We start from the raw sequence: 14,753 nt of genomic DNA, 5'->3' as shown, positions 1-14,753 counted from the left end.
CTCTGTACCAGTTCAGGGTAAAGCCCTTGAGGGGAAAAGCCGCCTGAATGGAATCGTTAAACGAAAACAGCGGGATAAGGCATACGGCAGATACAGAAAGAACAGGTAAAGCCCGACATAAATCCCAAGACCAGTCCCCGGAGAAAGCGGCTTTTTGTAGAAAGGCAGAAGCGTTTTCATGCCGTTTTCTCCCCCTGCCGGTCTGCCTTGCGCAACAGGCCGATAACCAAGGCAATCAGCACCATGACCGCCACCGAAAGCGCCGCCCCGAATGGCCAGTCATTCGCCCGGCCGAACTGCACCTGAATAAGCGAGCCGATCATGATGCTGTTAGGCCCGCCCACCAGTGCCGGGGTTACGTAATCCCCCACGGTGGGGATAAACACGACCGTTACCGCCGCCAGAACACCCTTGATGGAATAGGGCAGCACAACACGGCGGAAAGTCGTGAAAGGCCGCGCCCCCAGATCCGCCGCGGCCTCAAACAGCGAGCGCGGCATGCTTTCCAGTGCCGTGAAAATCGGCAGGATGGCAAAGGGCGCATAGGCATGCGCCAGCGTTACCACCACAGCGGCGGGCGTATTCAAAAATGCCAGCGAGGGTGATGCCAAAAGCCCTGTTCCGGTCAGGAAGGAATTGAGCACGCCATTATAGGCCAGCACGATTTTCCATGCGAACACCCGCAGCAGATAGCTGGTCCAGAATGGCAGCGTGACCAGAAACAACAAAATGGCGCGGTAACGCCCGGCATGGAACGCCAGAAAATAGGCCACCGGATAAGCCGTAACCACAGTCGCCGCCGTAACCAGCCCCGCAATAACGAGTGATCGCCCCGCCACCCGTGCGTAAAGCGGGTCTTGCAGGAGTGTGACAAAGTTCTGGAGCGTAATGCCCACACCCAACAGCGAGCCATCATTATGGCGCAGGGACAAAAAGACCAGAAGCCCGAGCGAAAACACAATAAGCCCGCAGCCCAGCACGCCCCCCGGCACCATCATGAAGGCCCGAAAGAGCGCTTCCCTAAGGCCTGTTTTCTGTGATGACGGTGCGAAAGACATGCGGCGCGACTTCCGAAACGTGAAATACGAGTCAGTTTTTTCACACTTGAATAATTTACGTCAACGGAATATTTTGGAATAGTAATAAAAAGACACTCACACCCCTCCGCCGCACAAAGGCCCGCCACAACGCAGCCCTCAGCAAAACGGCACATAAAACACTTGAAAAGAAAAAAGGTTTTTGTGACGATACCAGTATCGAAACCGGGCCTGTTTTTGCAGCGTTCCGCCCCGCGGCGGTTTCAGGCGGCACGGAATGCGGCGTCCTGCAGGGTTTCAACAGCTTTCAATGTTCAGGAACTGACATGACTGTTTCTTCACACGCACTCGAATTCTACATCAACGGCCAATGGTGCGCGCCAGCAGGCACCGAGCGGCTGGATGTGATCAACCCCGCAACAGAAACCGCCTGCGCCACCATTGCCATGGGCAACGCACAGGATGTCGAGCGGGCCGTGGCGGCCGCACGCGCGGCTTTTCCCGCGTGGTCTGCCTCTTCCAAGGAAGAGCGCATCGCCCTGCTGGAAAAGGTGATTGCCATCTACCAGCGCCGGTCGGAAGAAATGGCGCAGGCCATCTCGCTTGAAATGGGCTCGCCCATCGCCCGCGCGCGCGACAGTCAGGCATGGTCGGGCTATGGCCACATGCAGGAAACGCTCGACGCCCTGCGCGCCTTCTCTTTCGACACCGTGCGTGACGACATGCTGCTGACCCACGAGGCCGCGGGCGTAGCCGGGCTGATTACACCGTGGAACTGGCCCATGAACCAGATTGCCTGCAAGGTGGCCCCTGCCCTTGCCGCAGGCTGTACCATGGTGCTCAAGCCCAGCGAGGTCGCTCCGCTCAGCGCCCTGCTGTTTGCCGAAATCATGGACGAGGCCGGGGTACCGGCAGGCGTGTTCAACATGATCAACGGCAGCGGCCCCGATGTGGGCGAGGCGCTTGCCCGCCACCCGGATGTGGATGTCATGTCCATTACCGGCTCCACCCGTGCGGGGGCTGCGGTTGCCCGCGCATCGGCCGACACCATCAAGCGCGTTTTGCAGGAACTGGGCGGTAAATCAGCCAATATCATTCTGCCCGACGCTGATTTTCAGGCCGCTGTCAGCGATGGCGTGCGCCGCTGCATGGGCAATTCCGGCCAGACCTGCGATGCCCCCACCCGCATGCTGGTACCGCAGGCCCGCATGGCCGAGGCCATGGACGTGGCCAAGGCGGTGCTGTCCGAGCTGCGCATGGGCAACCCGGCGGATGAGGAAACGGAATACGGCCCCGTTGTCAGCGCCCTGCAGTTCGAGCGCATTCAGGCCCTGATTGCAAAAGGGATCGAGGAAGGCGCGACGCTGGTTGGCGGCGGCACTGGCAAACCGGCTGGGCTTGAGGTTGGCTACTATGTCAAACCCACGGTTTTCGGGCAGGTTGCCCCTGACATGACCATCTCGCGCGAAGAAATCTTTGGCCCCGTTCTCTCCATTATCGGATATGCGGATGAAGAAGACGCCATCCGTCTTGCAAACGACACGGTTTACGGGCTGGCAGCCTATGTGCAGTCGAGCGATCTGGCCCATGCGCGGGCGGTGGCCCGCAGGCTGCGCGCGGGCAATGTCACGCTCAATCAGGGCGCATGGACGGTCAAGGCTCCCTTTGGCGGCTACAAGCAGTCCGGCAACGGGCGTGAATGCAGCGTGTTCGGCCTGATGGACTTTCTCGAACTCAAGGCCGTTATCGGCTACGGAGAAGCCTGATGCACGGGCCTTCCGGCGCGGCCTGCGGCAGTCTTTACGAAGCGCAAGCCCCCGCCGCACCGGATTGGCCCGTACTGACACAACGGGTTGAAACCGATGTTCTGGTTATTGGTGGGGGGCTTACGGGCCTTTCCACCGCCCTGCATCTGGCTCGGCAGGGGGCCAGATGCATTGTGCTGGAAGCCTATGGGCCGGGCTGGGGGGCCTCGGGCCGCAATGGCGGGCAGGTCAACCCCGGGCTGAAACCCCCGCCCGATACGGTCGAGGCCGATTTTGGCCCCGAACATGGCCACCGGCTGGTGCAGCTAGCCTGGCAGGAAGGGCCGGATCTGGTGTTCGACCTGATCGAACGCTACGGCATTGCGTGCGATGCCGCACGGGGTGGCACCCTGCGTGCTGCCACCGCCACAGGCCAGCTTGCCGCCTTACGCACGCTCGAACAGCAGTGCCAGATACGGGGCTGGCCCGTACAATGGTTGGACAGCGCGGCTGTGGCCGCACGCACCGGCCACAACCATTATTGCGGCGGCCTGCTGGACAGGCGCGGTGGGCAGGTTAACCCGCTGGCCTATACGCAGGGCATGGCACAGGCTGCCGTGCAGGAAGGCGCGAGCCTGTTCTGTTACAGCCCGGTGCTCTCGCTCAAACGGGCAGGCGGGCGTTGGCTGGCCCAGACCCGCACCGGCTGTGTTGTGGCCGAGCGGGTGGTGCTGGCCACCAATGGGTATACGGATACCCTGCGCGGCGCCCTCCGCCGCTCCATCGTGCCGGTTTACAGCGGTATTGTCGCCAGCGAACCCCTGCCCGCGCCATTGCAAAGGGCCATTCTGCATGAGCGCGAATCCCTGTATGAGCTGGGGCAGATCACCACCTATTACCGGGTGGATGGCACCGGCAGGCTGCTGATGGGCGGGCGATCCTTCTCCCACCCTGCACAGGGGGCGGTGGCGTTTCACTATCTGGTGGCGCGGGCGCAAAAACTCTGGCCCGCCTTGCGCACTATCGGCTGGACACAAGGCTGGAACGGCCAGCTTGCGGTAACGCTGGATCATTACCCGCACTGGCATGAACCCGAACCCGGCCTGTTGGCGGCACTGGGCTATAACGGCCGGGGTGTGGCCATGGCCACGCTGGCCGGGCGGGAGCTTGCGGCCTATCTGGTGCAGGGAGGCCCCCCCCTGTTCCCGCTCTCGCCAGTCAAACCCATTGCGCTGCATGGTTTCTGGCGGGCAGGAGTTGCCGCGCGCATTCTGCTGGGCCGCGTGCAGGACAGGCTGGGCCTGTCCTAACCCGCCCGTGCCGCCGCAGGCCCCAGCACGGCCAGCATTTTATCCAGCCGCCTATCCCAGTTGTTTTCCATCAGCACCGGGTCATTCTCCGGTATGACCTGAGGGGCCGTCAGGGCATTGCTGATGCCTTCCATAAAGGCCTCTGCACTGTCCGTTAGTCGACAATAGCTGGAAAAATCAGCCAGAGCAGGCAGGCTGGTTGCAACCACCGGGCAGCCCGCCGCCAGATATTCAAAGAACTTCATAGGAAAAACAGCGCGGGTGTGATCGTTCAGCAGGAGCGGCAGAAGCGCCACATCCAGCCCCCGCAGGTAATCCGGTAGCACCGCATAGGGCCGCCAGCCCAGCATATGCACGTTATCCAGCCTGCGCATGCGCTCCAGCACCGGGTCGGCCTGTCCTTCGCGCTCATCGCCAATCACCACCAGATGCCAGTCGGGCCGGGCCAGAGCCACATGCTCCAGCAATGCAAAATCGACCTTGAAATCAGTCAGCGTGCCAATAAAGCCCAGACGCGGCCCGGTAATAGCCGCCAGTTCAGGCGGCACGGCCCCCGCATGCCGCGCCTGCGCAAAATGCGCCAGATCAGCACATTGGGGAAGTAATGCGTGGTGTGCGGGGCAATCCGTGCACAATGCGCCTGTAGGGCGGGGGCTGTGGTAAACACGGCATCGGCGCGGGCCAGCAATGCCTCTTCCGCCTGCGCGAAGGCCGTGGCATCCACCCCCGGCACGGCGGCAATGTTATCGACACAGTGATAGACGAGCGCACTGCGTTTGAGGCCGCTAATGGCCTCCAGCATATACGGGTGATAGGTCCAGACCAGCGGGGGCGTGCCATCGCCATGCCTGCGCAGCCACAGGCGGATGGCGGTGCGCAGAATCCACGCATTGAAATGCCGGACAAAACCATGGCGCTGGCCCAGCGGCAGGGTTAGCGGAGAGAGCACCCACAACCGCTCGCCCACCCGGTGCGGCGGCTTGAGGCCCGAGCGCAACCGCCGGATAATACGTGTCAGGTCAAGGCTGTTTATCGACGGGCGGCGCAGACCCACGGTTTCGATATACAGCACGGTATAGCCACGCTCGGCCAGCCTGCGGGCAATATGCTGTTTATTGGTCCAGCATGGTGCGGCCCAGTCGGCGGTTGAAAACATGACAACCGTGCCGCCAGCCTCCGGCTGCCCTTTCATGGGGTTTCGGCCAGAATGGCGGCAATACGTTCCGCCGCGTGGCCATCTCCATACGGGTTGGGGCGTCCGCTCAGTTCCGGGCACCCTCCGGCGGACAGGATACGGCTGGCCTCGGCCACGATCATGTCTGCATTGCTGCCCACCAGCCGGGCAAAACCGGCCTCGACACTCTCCTGCCGCTCGGTGGTGGCGCGCATGACCAGCACCGGCACGCCAAAGGTTGGCGCTTCCTCCTGAATACCGCCCGAATCTGTCAGGATCAGCGTGGCGCGGCGCATCAGAAACACCATGGTGTCATACGCCACCGGCTCAAGCAGGTGCAGGTTGGCAATCCCCCCCAGCAGCGGCATGACGGCACGGCGCACCGACGGGTTGAGGTGGACAGGAAAAACAAACTGCGCGGCAGGCCATGTTTCAGCCAGATGCCGCAGGGCCTTGCAGATTGCCTCCAGTTCCGGGCCAAAATTCTCGCGCCGGTGGCAGGTTATCAGCACCAGCGGGCTGGCCCCGGCCAACGCCGCAACGGCGGGTTCCACCCCCTCCGGGCTGCCCGCATGATCAGCAGCATAGTTGCCAGATGGGTCAATGGACTGTTCGCCAGACTGCCAGCGGGCACACAGGGCCAGCAGGGCATCGATACCCGTATTGCCGGTCACATGCACGCTCTGCGGGCTAACCCCTTCGGCCAGCAGGGCCGCGGCTGCGCGGGGCGTTGGTGCGAAATGCAGATCCGCCATGGGGGTTATCAGGCGGCGGTTGATCTCTTCGGGAAACGGGTTGTCCTTGCGCCCGGTACGCAGCCCTGCCTCGACATGGCCAATTCTGACACGGCCATAAAATGCCGCCAGCGCCCCCACGAAAGCGGTGGTGGTATCGCCCTGCACCAGCATCCAGTCCGGGCTATGGCGGCGGATCAGTTCCGCGCAGCCACTCAGAATAGCCCCTGTCAGTTGCGGCAGGGTCTGGTCCGGGCGCATGACGTCCAGGTCCTCATCCACTGTCAGGCCAAGGCTTTGCAGCGTCATGTGCAGCATCTCGCGGTGCTGCCCGGTGGAGCACACCGTGACATGAAAATCGTCCGGCCGGGCGCGCAAAGCCCGCACAACCGGAGCCAGCTTGATACATTCAGGGCGGGTTCCGAACAGAACCATCACCCGCCTGCTCATGCACCAAGCTCCGTGGCCGACAGGGTTTTACCACGCCAGCGCACCGCCAGCGGCGGCCCGTCGCCCGCCAGCGGGTCGGTCAGCCGCACCAGCCCCTCTTCCACATTGAGCGCGCAGGCCATGCGGCGGCGCACCAGATCAAGGCACTGGTCTTCATTAACGAACCAAACGCCCCCGGCGGGCTGTGCGCTGGCCTGTATGTAATCAAGAAACGCCGCATGAGCCTGAAGCCGCTGCGCCTCATCAAGCCAGCCATAGGAATAGCGCGGCGAGAACGGGTGATCGAGAAAGCCGAAAATGGCTGATGTCGCCAGTGCGGCATCGAACGCACGCTTGTACACCGCCAGCGGGTCGCCCTCGGCCAGCAGGCAATCTCCATGCACCATGCATTGCTGCGCGTGGGAGACAAAGGGAAAAGCCGCACCCGGCACAATGCCGCCACGGGCCAGAATATAGTCCGGCTCAGCCGAAACCACCCCGCCGATAAAACCTTCATACCCCGCCTGCGCCAGAAGAGGCGGCACAAAAACCGGGGTCTGATGGAAGGGCGACACCATATGGCGGATGGGAATATGCGGCAGGTGCTCCTGCAACCATGCGCGCGAGTCCACCGCCTCCTGCAAGGCTATGCCGGGATCATCCCCCAGCGCACATAGTGGTTGACCGAATGCGACAGCACGGCCCCGCCAGCCGCCGCCACCTCGCGCAGCAGGGCGAAGTCTTCCTCCACCGCAGGCTGCGCGGTCTTGACCGCCAGCGAGAACGGCACGCCACGGCTACGGTACAGCTCAAACAGCGGACGAGCCGATTTGATATCCTCATCACAATCAAGCCGCATGCTCACAACCGCGCCAATCCCGTACGGGGCCTCACGCAGATGCGGCAGGCAGGGCCGGTCATCAGGCCGGTAATCGCTGAAAAACGCCTCGACCAGCGCCCATTCCAGACTATCCACCAGCCCAACCGCACGGTTGATCCACAGCACGGAGCCCCCAGCGGTCTGGTCATGCAGGGTGATGAAAGGCAGCCTGTCCTCCCCTCCCACATTGACGGCGGCAATCAGGCTTGCGCCATCGCACCGCGCGCCCTGCGCCAGACCCCACTGGCCGGCCCCTTCAATGCGGCCATAGCCCAGATTGTTCCATTCCTCGGTAAAATCGAAGCGCAGCAGAGGCCTTTCCTGAAAAGGCGATGCCCCGGCAAGCGGGTGATCGGTATAGCGGATCAGCCGTCACTGGCTGTTGTGCCATAGGTGGGGGCGGACGCGCAGGCCGCCCACGCAGCCGTATCGGCTGGCAGGGGTTCGGCCACCACACCGGCCAGAGCGGCAGCAGCCGTATCCAGCGCGCCCAGCAGCAGCACCTTGCCGCCCTGTGCCACAACCTGCCCGGCCAGAGACGACAGCGCGCCCTGCGGGTTGACCACCACCAGAAACGCCATGCCCTCTGGCGCAGGTCCATCCACCCGGCGCACCTGCGACGTGGTGAAAGAACGGATCAGGCCTGCCTCAACAACCGGCCCCGCCGCATCGCCCGGGGCGAACGCAACGCCGATCATGCCGGCACCACATGGCGGAACTTGGCGCGCCCGCCCTGTAGCTGGATCTGGGTCGTATCAATAAACTCCAGCTCTATGGACTGCCCCCACCACTGGCGGATACGGGCTTCTACCTCCTCACGCGTGGCATGGGGTTCGAGCACCAGCCGCAGAACCGGCACAGCCCCGCCCACAGCAATCTGGAACTCGCGGATACTGCCCAGACGGTCGAGCATGTCCTGAATGTAATGGGTGGCGTAGTCCTTGCCGCCAATACGCACGACATCATGAATACGCCCGACCAGATCATACAGCACAAAGCCCCGGTCCGGCTCCTCGCCCAGTGCCGCCAGATCACCCGTGCGGTAGCGGATAAGCGGCATGAGGCGGTTTTTCAGCCCTGTCAGCACCAGTTCGCCGCTCTGGCCACGCTCATGGGCAATGGCGCTGGCATCGCTGCCGTCTACGGCGGCAATTTCCGGCCAAGCTATGGGGTCGTATACATCGCGCCATGTCGAGCCCTTGTGCCCTTCATAGGCCACCACCCCGAACTCGGCCAAACCGTAGCGGTCCACCACCCGGCAGCGCAGGGCGGTTTCGATCGTGCGGCGCTGATGGGGCTCGAGCAGTTCCCCGCTGGATTCGAAAATATCGAACGCCTTGCCGCCGCCATGGGCATCGGCCATGTGCAGCGCCAACTGGTAGAGCGTGGACGGGTGGCCATGCACCAGCACCGGCCGGTTACGGCGCACCTGCCGCCAGATCGCTTCAAGACTGGCGGGCGAAAAATCATCGAAAAAGATATTGGTGCGGTTCATGCACAGGCACTTGATATGCTCGATAACCCGCGCCCGGAGCGGAAATTTCTCGGGAAAGCGGCTGGCAAAATGCAGTTCGCGCATGAAGTGGTGCTTACCCACGCTGCGTCTGGCGTAATGCGTCACGGCTGATGACCAGTCAGCCGCCTCCTGATCGTAATAGATAATGGCGGAAACGCCGGTGGAGCCGCCGGTCTTGCAACCATGAATCCGCAGGCCTTCGCGGTCCTGCCGCATCATGCGTTCGCCCTGTTCGCGGATAATATCCTTGGTCAGGTAAGGCAGGTCGTTCAGCCAGCCTGCATCCTGCTCCAGCTTGGCAGGGTCAAAGTTCAGGCTGGCGAACAGGTCCTTGTAATACGGCACATGCACACCGGCCCACCCTACCAGTTCGGCCAGCGCCTTCTGGCTGCGCTGACGGCGCTCGGCGAAAGGACGCGCCATTTCCGCCTTCAGCCAGGCTTCCTTGCTGGCGATCTCGCGCTTTTCGCGCCGGGTTGCCAGAGGATAGGCAACAAACTCGGCCAGCAGGCCCTGAGCAAGGTGGTGGGGAAAAATCAGCATCTGCAAAATTCCGTCTTCAGCCGCAACGCGGGGCCGGGGTTACCCCTGCTGAGATAACGATAAGGGGCGGTAAGGCATGCGCCTGTTTTACGGGGTGCCGCCAATGGCTGCGGCATATACCGCACGCAGTTCCTTGACTACCTGCGGCCACAAGAAGCGTGTTAGCACCCGCTCACGCAGGGCAGGCGCCACCGGGGCGGCCAGTGCGGCCTGAATTTTGGCGCGTATGTCGTCCGGTGCCGTGTGATCGACATAGTGTACCATGTCACCAAAATATTCTTCCGTCGATCCCTCGGCGGTCACCACCAGCCGCGCGCCGGTTGCCGCGGCCTCAAGAGCCGCCAGACCGGGGGTTTCGAGCGTGCTGGGCAGGACAAATACCGAGCAGGCGGCATAGGCCGAGCGCAGGGCGGGGTCTTCATGCGCCAGCGCGCCGACATAGCGCGCGCGCCCCTGCGCCTCCTCCATAACCTGATCGAAATAGGCCTGTTCACGCACATGGCCGACCAGAATAACCGGCAGGTCCAGCCCCTGTGCGGCCCGCACCAGCCCAAGCTGGTTCTTGCGTGGCTCGATATTGCCGACATTGAGAATGAAGTCGCCCTCAATACCAAACCGCTCACGGAACAGCGCTCCGGGCACGGGTTCGGCAAACAGGGGGTCTACCCCGTTATAAACCGGCATGAAACGCTCACGCGGCAGCCCCAGCACAGAGGAAAGGGCATCCGCCTCGCGGTGGGAGTTCGGCACGATTACATTGGCCAGAGAGAGCTGATGCCTAATCTCGTCTATCGGATACAGCCCGGTTGTTTCAGGCGTAACCCACAGGCTGGACGAGACGACAAGCGGCTTGCCCATGGCTTTGACATAACCGCAGAACGCGGAAGACCCGCCCATGACCGAGAAGAAATGCACCGCATCCACCTCCGCCAGACGCGGAGCCCAGATGTCATGCGGGATGACCTCGACCCCCGCTCCGGGGAGAAAGTCCCTGTAATACACAATCTGCTGCTCGCCGCCGCCCGGGCAGCAGAACGCCCACGGATATGTATTGAATGCGACTTTCAAACCTGCTTCCCCTGTCCTTGCGTCCGTACCGTCAGGCTATTGCGGCAGGGTGCCGCGCCGCCTCTCTGCGTCCCTTCTGGGGCGGCTCCCCTCTCAGGCTGGGCCTGCCGCAGCGCCTGCCAGATAATCGCCCCTTCAAGCCCCGGCGCCAGTGCTGCGCGCCGCGCCTGACGGCTGGCGGCAAGGGCGCTGAGGCGGGCGGGATCAGCCAGCGTATCGGCAATAAGCCGGGCTTTGGCCTGTGCATCCTGCCCGTCTGGCAAAATCACGGCGGCATCGCCCGCCACTTCCAGCATGGCGGGGTCAGGGCGACAGAAAACCGGCCTGTCCAGCAGCATGGCATCGGCAATCGGCACACAGAATCCCTCATGCTGGCTGCATGAGATCAGGCCATCGCACCGCTCGTAAAGAGCCTTGATAACGCCATCGGTAACATTTTGCAGAAACGTAACGCGCTCCGCCACGCCTGCGCCGCTGGCAATGTCCGCCAGCCGCGCCAGTTGCTCGGCAGAGCCGCCCCCCACAATGGCCAGATGCACATCAGGGTCCAGCCGCGCCAGATGCGCGAAAATTTCCAGCAGGTCATCCACCCCCTTATGCGGCTCAGCCGCCCGACATAGAGCAGCAGCCGGGGGCTTTGCGGCACATCTGCCGGTTCTGCCACAATATTCTGCCAGCGGTTCAGCCCCAGCACCGGCGGGCAGGCCAGCACCTGCTCCACAGCCGGAGCCTCTGGCCCCATGCCTTCGATCAGGCAGGCGGCTGTGGTGCGTGAATTGGCCATCAGCACATCAAAATGGCGGGCCAGCGGGCGCTGGTTCAGGCCGCGTGACACCAGCCTTCGGTATGGGGGTCACTATCAGTGAAAAACCGGGCCGGAGTAATGCCGTGGAAATACAGGATTCTGGCGCAGGCAAGCTGCGACAGCGCCTCGAAAGCCGGATCTTCAATGGAAAAATGATAGAACAGGATATCGGCTGGAACGGTCTGGGTGAACACATCAGCCAGAGGCCTGATATCCTCATCCGGGCTGAAATTTTCCGCATAGAGCACGGCCTCGACCCCGGCCGCACGCAGCAGATCGGCTATCTGGAAACAGAAATTGCCAATCGCATCACGCCGCCAGATATCGCGTGCGACAATACGGACAGCCCCCTGCGGGCGCCACGAAGCATCAGATGCAGTCACGACCAAACCGTTCATTCCTCGTTATATGTTGCCCTGAGCTTCTTCCTTTGTGGGCTCAATGACAAGGTCGGGCTGGTAAAGCAGGGCTATGTCCTTGGCCGGGCCATCCGCCACAATGCGGTGCTGGTCGATCAGCAGGGCGCGGTCACACAGTTTCACGACGTCCTGCATGGAGTGCGACACGAAAACAATGGTCTTCCCTGCCTTGCGGAAGCCGTGCATCACATCCAGACATTTCTGCCCGAACTTGTAATCCCCAACCGCCAACACCTCATCAATCAGCAGGATTTCGGGATCAAGCTGCGAGACCACGGCAAAGCCCAGCCGGGCCAGCATACCGCTGGAATAATAGCGGACAGGCCGGTCGATATGTTCACCCAGTTCGGAAAACTCGATCACCGCATCCATGTGCTGGCGGATTTCCTGACGCCCGAACCCCAGCACCACACCGTAAAGTTCGATATTTTCGCGCCCGGTCAGGTCCGGGTGAAAACCCGCCCCCAGTTCCAGCAGCGGCGAAAGGCGGCCATCCACCACAACACGCCCCTTGTTAGGCCGCAGAACCCCCGCAATCAGGCTCAGCAGCGTGCTTTTGCCCGCGCCATTACGGCCCACAAAAGCAACCGCCTGCCCATGGGGAATGGAAAAGCTCGCATCGGTAATGATCGGCACCGGCTCGGCCTGATGCCGGTTCCCCCGAAAGCCGTTGAGCAGCAGGTTTTTCAACCCACCAGTATGCGGGCCATGGGGGCTGAATGTCTTGGTTACATTCTCGAAAAGGATCGCTGTCATGTCGTTATCTCACAGCACTTCGGCAAAGCGCCAGACCATGCGGCGGTAAATGACCAGACCGACAATCAGGCTGACCACGGCATACGCATAGGTCAGGCCAACATTGTACAGGTCAATCCTCTGTTCGAGGTACAGGGCATGCCACGCATTGATAAGGGGTGCAAACGGGTTAAGCAGAATGAACTTGACGTATTGTTCGGGTATTTTTGTCATGGGGTAAAGAACCGGCGTGACATAGAACAGGATGTTCAGAAGAATACCGACCAGCTTTTCCATATCCCGGAAGAACAGATTGGCCGTGCCCATGGCCAGACCGATCCCGAACAGGAGCAGGAACTGGGCAACGGATATCAGCACAATACCGGCCAGTGTCGTCAGGCCGAACGGCACGCCATAATACAGGCTGGCAACAGCAATAACCGGAATGGACATCACGTAATGAAAGCCATCCTGCATGCACAGCGAAAGTGGCAGGACAATGCGGGGGAACAGCGATTTTTTAATGATACTGCCGTTCGAGACAAACACATTGCATGAGCCGATAATGTAATTTGCAATCCACTGCCACGCAAACAGCCCGGAAATAAGGAAAAGAACAAAGTTCTTCTCCCCGGATTTGAACACGACATTGAACGCAAAATAGAACACCAGCGCAAAAGACAGCGGATTGGCCAGCGACCACAGATAACCGAAGAAGTTGTTCTTGTACCGAACCTTGATCTCCTTCTTCCACAGGATATAGGAAAGCTCGCTGTAATGCGTCAGCTTATCGACGATGCTTTCAGTGGCCATAGGTGTCGGTCCTGTGTTCGGTGGTCTTGTTTGCAATACCGGGCGCGCGGGTGGCGGACAGGCGCTCCTTTGCCCGTTGAGCCTCTGTTTCATAAATCCAGTATGTTTTTTCAATGAACTGCCGCTCATCAAACAGCTCGGCAGCCCGCGCCGCGGCGGCTTACCACTTTGCAGCCGCAGGGTGTCATCATCCAGCAGGGTGCTGAGTGCCTGTGCTAGCGGGGCTGCCTGACCGGCTGGCACGGTCAGGCCTTCATGCCCGTGGCGAGCCACCCATGGCACGCCCGTAGGCACATCCGTGTTAACCACTGGCAGACCGCAAGCCATGGCTTCCATCTGGCAATGCCGAAGGTTTCCGCCGGGCTGATGGAAGGCAGGGCAAAAATCCGGGCTGCGTGGAGCATGCACTTCAATTCGTCTCTCTCAAGCCGCCCCACCAGATGCACCCGGTCCTGCAGGCCCAGTGCGTCAATCTGCTGCTGCAACTGCTTGTCCAGCGGGCCTTCGCCCACAATCACGCACTGACCGTTTACTGAGGAAAAGGCCTCGATGAGCACATCGAACCCCTTGTAAGACACCAGCCGCCCCGTAGTGACGACCAGACGTGGATACTGCCTACGCAGGGCCGCAACCCGTTGTTCTTCTTTTGTATTGAGGTGGGGCCAGTAGGTCAAATCCGTGCCGAAAGGCACAATTTCGCACTTATCCGCCAGCGGGCGCAGAAAGGGCGAATGCGTGACCATGGGCGCACTGGAAACCAAAATACGGTCAGCGCGCTGCACTGTCCGGCGCATGAGCGGGGCCACCAGCCGCAGCAGCCATTTCTGGCGCACGACATCGGAATGCCAGTGAACAATCAGGCGCAGCGCCGCGGAAAATACAGGCCTGTCAGCACATCCGCCAACGGAAACGGCGTGTGCAGGGCCACAACATCCGCCTTGCGGGCTCTGGCCAGCAGGGCCAGCGGATAAAACGGGGCCAGTGGCAGCGAACGCAGCGTCATCAATGCGAGTGAGCGCGTAACCGGAATATCGTCCACAATAATCGTGCGGGGCGTGCCCCACCGCCTTGTGGCCAGAATGGCAGACTGGCAGCGTGCTGCCATGCGGGCTGTCAGCGCCCGGATGGCCGAAGGCACACCGCCTTCGACATCAGGCAGATACACCTTATAGGCATGCAGGATACGCAAACGCGCGCGAACAGGGTGTTGAGCGGCCTCACCCGCCGAAACAGGACTCATGCACAGGCCCTATACGGCACGCCTGCGCGCCTACCCATGCCACAGCCAACCAACAGCCCAGAGCCGGATACCACCCGCCACCGCTGATGGAAATGAGAGATCACATCCAGTATCGTCTGCCCCTCAGCGGATAACATTACAGCCCCTGTTCTATTATGGCTGCTTCGTCCAATATCAATTTTTCCCCGCTATGGCGATTCCATATAGTTCGGTGAACGTCGAAACGATAAGAAAAATATCGCCATTACACACTGCTGCGACCATGTCTTATGCGGCAGATATTTCATCGTTTCCACTATTTCAAA

The 14,753-nt window shown here is 61.4% G+C and carries 19 protein-coding genes; 3 read left to right on the top strand and 16 right to left on the bottom strand.

Annotated features, from left to right (window positions below; genetic code table 11):
• Window positions 1-12: 12 nt before the first annotated feature.
• On the bottom strand, window positions 13-180 hold the full coding sequence (locus tag JCM25143_RS23550) for a hypothetical protein (protein ID WP_234394999.1): 168 nt from the start codon (window positions 178-180) through the stop codon (window positions 13-15).
• Window positions 177-1,058, bottom strand: coding sequence for an ABC transporter permease (locus tag JCM25143_RS05545; protein ID WP_025860314.1), 882 nt, complete (start codon window positions 1,056-1,058; stop codon window positions 177-179). The genes JCM25143_RS23550 and JCM25143_RS05545 overlap by 4 nt, the downstream gene beginning before the upstream one ends.
• Window positions 1,059-1,363: 305 nt before the next feature.
• Here JCM25143_RS05545 and JCM25143_RS05540 point away from each other — a divergent pair, with 305 nt between their 5' ends.
• Window positions 1,364-2,803 carry an aldehyde dehydrogenase family protein gene (locus JCM25143_RS05540; protein ID WP_081773484.1) on the top strand — a complete coding sequence of 480 codons (1,440 nt, stop codon included), beginning with the start codon at window positions 1,364-1,366 and terminating at the stop codon, window positions 2,801-2,803.
• A complete protein-coding gene (locus JCM25143_RS05535; protein WP_025860312.1) occupies window positions 2,803-4,092 on the top strand; it encodes an NAD(P)/FAD-dependent oxidoreductase in 1,290 nt (429 codons plus the stop codon). The genes JCM25143_RS05540 and JCM25143_RS05535 overlap by 1 nt, the downstream gene beginning before the upstream one ends.
• On the opposite strand, the gene JCM25143_RS22685 is transcribed toward JCM25143_RS05535, so the two are convergent.
• The 14 genes from JCM25143_RS22685 to JCM25143_RS20655 form a co-directional block, all read right to left on the bottom strand.
• Window positions 4,089-4,640 carry a glycosyltransferase gene (locus tag JCM25143_RS22685; RefSeq protein ID WP_199897832.1) on the bottom strand — a complete coding sequence of 184 codons (552 nt, stop codon included), beginning with the start codon at window positions 4,638-4,640 and terminating at the stop codon, window positions 4,089-4,091. The genes JCM25143_RS05535 and JCM25143_RS22685 overlap by 4 nt on opposite strands.
• Window positions 4,583-5,284 (bottom strand): glycosyltransferase family protein, encoded by a 702-nt coding sequence (locus JCM25143_RS22680; RefSeq protein WP_199897831.1) that lies wholly within the window; start codon window positions 5,282-5,284, stop codon window positions 4,583-4,585. The genes JCM25143_RS22685 and JCM25143_RS22680 overlap by 58 nt, the downstream gene beginning before the upstream one ends.
• Window positions 5,281-6,450: a non-hydrolyzing UDP-N-acetylglucosamine 2-epimerase gene (gene wecB / locus JCM25143_RS05525; protein ID WP_025860311.1), complete on the bottom strand. Its 1,170-nt coding sequence runs from the start codon at window positions 6,448-6,450 to the stop codon at window positions 5,281-5,283. Before wecB ends, JCM25143_RS22680 begins: the two co-directional genes overlap by 4 nt.
• Window positions 6,447-7,073, bottom strand: a complete 627-nt coding sequence (locus JCM25143_RS20680; RefSeq protein WP_159101591.1) for a polysaccharide deacetylase family protein — start codon at window positions 7,071-7,073, stop codon at window positions 6,447-6,449. Before JCM25143_RS20680 ends, wecB begins: the two co-directional genes overlap by 4 nt.
• Before the next feature lie 2 nt (window positions 7,074-7,075).
• Entirely contained in the window at window positions 7,076-7,495 is a 420-nt protein-coding gene (locus tag JCM25143_RS20675; RefSeq protein ID WP_148300022.1) for a polysaccharide deacetylase family protein, read from the bottom strand.
• Between the two features lie 179 nt (window positions 7,496-7,674).
• On the bottom strand, window positions 7,675-8,007 hold the full coding sequence (locus JCM25143_RS20665; RefSeq protein WP_051542964.1) for a hypothetical protein: 333 nt from the start codon (window positions 8,005-8,007) through the stop codon (window positions 7,675-7,677).
• Window positions 8,004-9,368, bottom strand: coding sequence for a phenylacetate--CoA ligase family protein (locus JCM25143_RS05515; protein WP_025860310.1), 1,365 nt, complete (start codon window positions 9,366-9,368; stop codon window positions 8,004-8,006). Before JCM25143_RS05515 ends, JCM25143_RS20665 begins: the two co-directional genes overlap by 4 nt.
• 87 nt (window positions 9,369-9,455) lie before the next feature.
• Window positions 9,456-10,436 carry a glycosyltransferase gene (locus tag JCM25143_RS05510; protein ID WP_025860309.1) on the bottom strand — a complete coding sequence of 327 codons (981 nt, stop codon included), beginning with the start codon at window positions 10,434-10,436 and terminating at the stop codon, window positions 9,456-9,458.
• Entirely contained in the window at window positions 10,433-11,026 is a 594-nt protein-coding gene (locus JCM25143_RS17160; protein ID WP_025860308.1) for a glycosyltransferase, read from the bottom strand. Before JCM25143_RS17160 ends, JCM25143_RS05510 begins: the two co-directional genes overlap by 4 nt.
• A 229-nt stretch (window positions 11,027-11,255) precedes the next feature.
• Complete coding sequence (locus JCM25143_RS05500) at window positions 11,256-11,624, bottom strand: hypothetical protein (protein WP_148300021.1); 369 nt, start codon at window positions 11,622-11,624, stop codon at window positions 11,256-11,258.
• 21 nt (window positions 11,625-11,645) lie between these two features.
• Window positions 11,646-12,416, bottom strand: coding sequence for an ABC transporter ATP-binding protein (locus JCM25143_RS05495; protein ID WP_025860306.1), 771 nt, complete (start codon window positions 12,414-12,416; stop codon window positions 11,646-11,648).
• Between the two features lie 9 nt (window positions 12,417-12,425).
• Window positions 12,426-13,535, bottom strand: coding sequence for an ABC transporter permease (locus tag JCM25143_RS05490; protein ID WP_159101590.1), 1,110 nt, complete (start codon window positions 13,533-13,535; stop codon window positions 12,426-12,428).
• Window positions 13,454-14,041, bottom strand: coding sequence for a glycosyltransferase (locus tag JCM25143_RS20660; RefSeq protein ID WP_051542959.1), 588 nt, complete (start codon window positions 14,039-14,041; stop codon window positions 13,454-13,456). Before JCM25143_RS20660 ends, JCM25143_RS05490 begins: the two co-directional genes overlap by 82 nt.
• 23 nt (window positions 14,042-14,064) lie before the next feature.
• Window positions 14,065-14,448: a glycosyltransferase family protein gene (locus JCM25143_RS20655; protein ID WP_051542958.1), complete on the bottom strand. Its 384-nt coding sequence runs from the start codon at window positions 14,446-14,448 to the stop codon at window positions 14,065-14,067.
• Between JCM25143_RS20655 and JCM25143_RS23545 the strand changes: the two genes are divergently transcribed.
• On the top strand, window positions 14,447-14,753 hold a 307-nt coding region (locus JCM25143_RS23545), incomplete at its 3' end, for a hypothetical protein (RefSeq protein WP_234394998.1). The two genes, JCM25143_RS20655 and JCM25143_RS23545, sit on opposite strands and share 2 nt — an antisense overlap.

It is taken from the genome of Acetobacter papayae JCM 25143 (genome assembly GCF_000613285.1).
GTDB classification, from domain to species: Bacteria; Pseudomonadota; Alphaproteobacteria; order Acetobacterales; family Acetobacteraceae; genus Acetobacter; species Acetobacter papayae.
The sequence above is the reverse complement of the archived record's forward strand: the minus strand, read 5'-3'. Positions and strand labels throughout refer to the sequence as shown.

Coding starts and splice junctions, on each gene's coding strand:
- JCM25143_RS23550 (WP_234394999.1), bottom strand. CDS start 180: ATGAAAACGCTTCTGCCTTTCTACAAAAAGCCGCTTTCTCCGGGGACT.
- JCM25143_RS05545 (WP_025860314.1), bottom strand. CDS start 1,058: ATGTCTTTCGCACCGTCATCACAGAAAACAGGCCTTAGGGAAGCGCTC.
- JCM25143_RS05540 (WP_081773484.1), top strand. CDS start 1,364: ATGACTGTTTCTTCACACGCACTCGAATTCTACATCAACGGCCAATGG.
- JCM25143_RS05535 (WP_025860312.1), top strand. CDS start 2,803: ATGCACGGGCCTTCCGGCGCGGCCTGCGGCAGTCTTTACGAAGCGCAA.
- JCM25143_RS22680 (WP_199897831.1), bottom strand. CDS start 5,284: ATGAAAGGGCAGCCGGAGGCTGGCGGCACGGTTGTCATGTTTTCAACC.
- wecB (WP_025860311.1), bottom strand. CDS start 6,450: ATGAGCAGGCGGGTGATGGTTCTGTTCGGAACCCGCCCTGAATGTATC.
- JCM25143_RS20665 (WP_051542964.1), bottom strand. CDS start 8,007: ATGATCGGCGTTGCGTTCGCCCCGGGCGATGCGGCGGGGCCGGTTGTT.
- JCM25143_RS05515 (WP_025860310.1), bottom strand. CDS start 9,368: ATGCTGATTTTTCCCCACCACCTTGCTCAGGGCCTGCTGGCCGAGTTT.
- JCM25143_RS05495 (WP_025860306.1), bottom strand. CDS start 12,416: ATGACAGCGATCCTTTTCGAGAATGTAACCAAGACATTCAGCCCCCAT.
- JCM25143_RS05490 (WP_159101590.1), bottom strand. CDS start 13,535: ATGGCTTGCGGTCTGCCAGTGGTTAACACGGATGTGCCTACGGGCGTG.
- JCM25143_RS20655 (WP_051542958.1), bottom strand. CDS start 14,448: ATGAGTCCTGTTTCGGCGGGTGAGGCCGCTCAACACCCTGTTCGCGCG.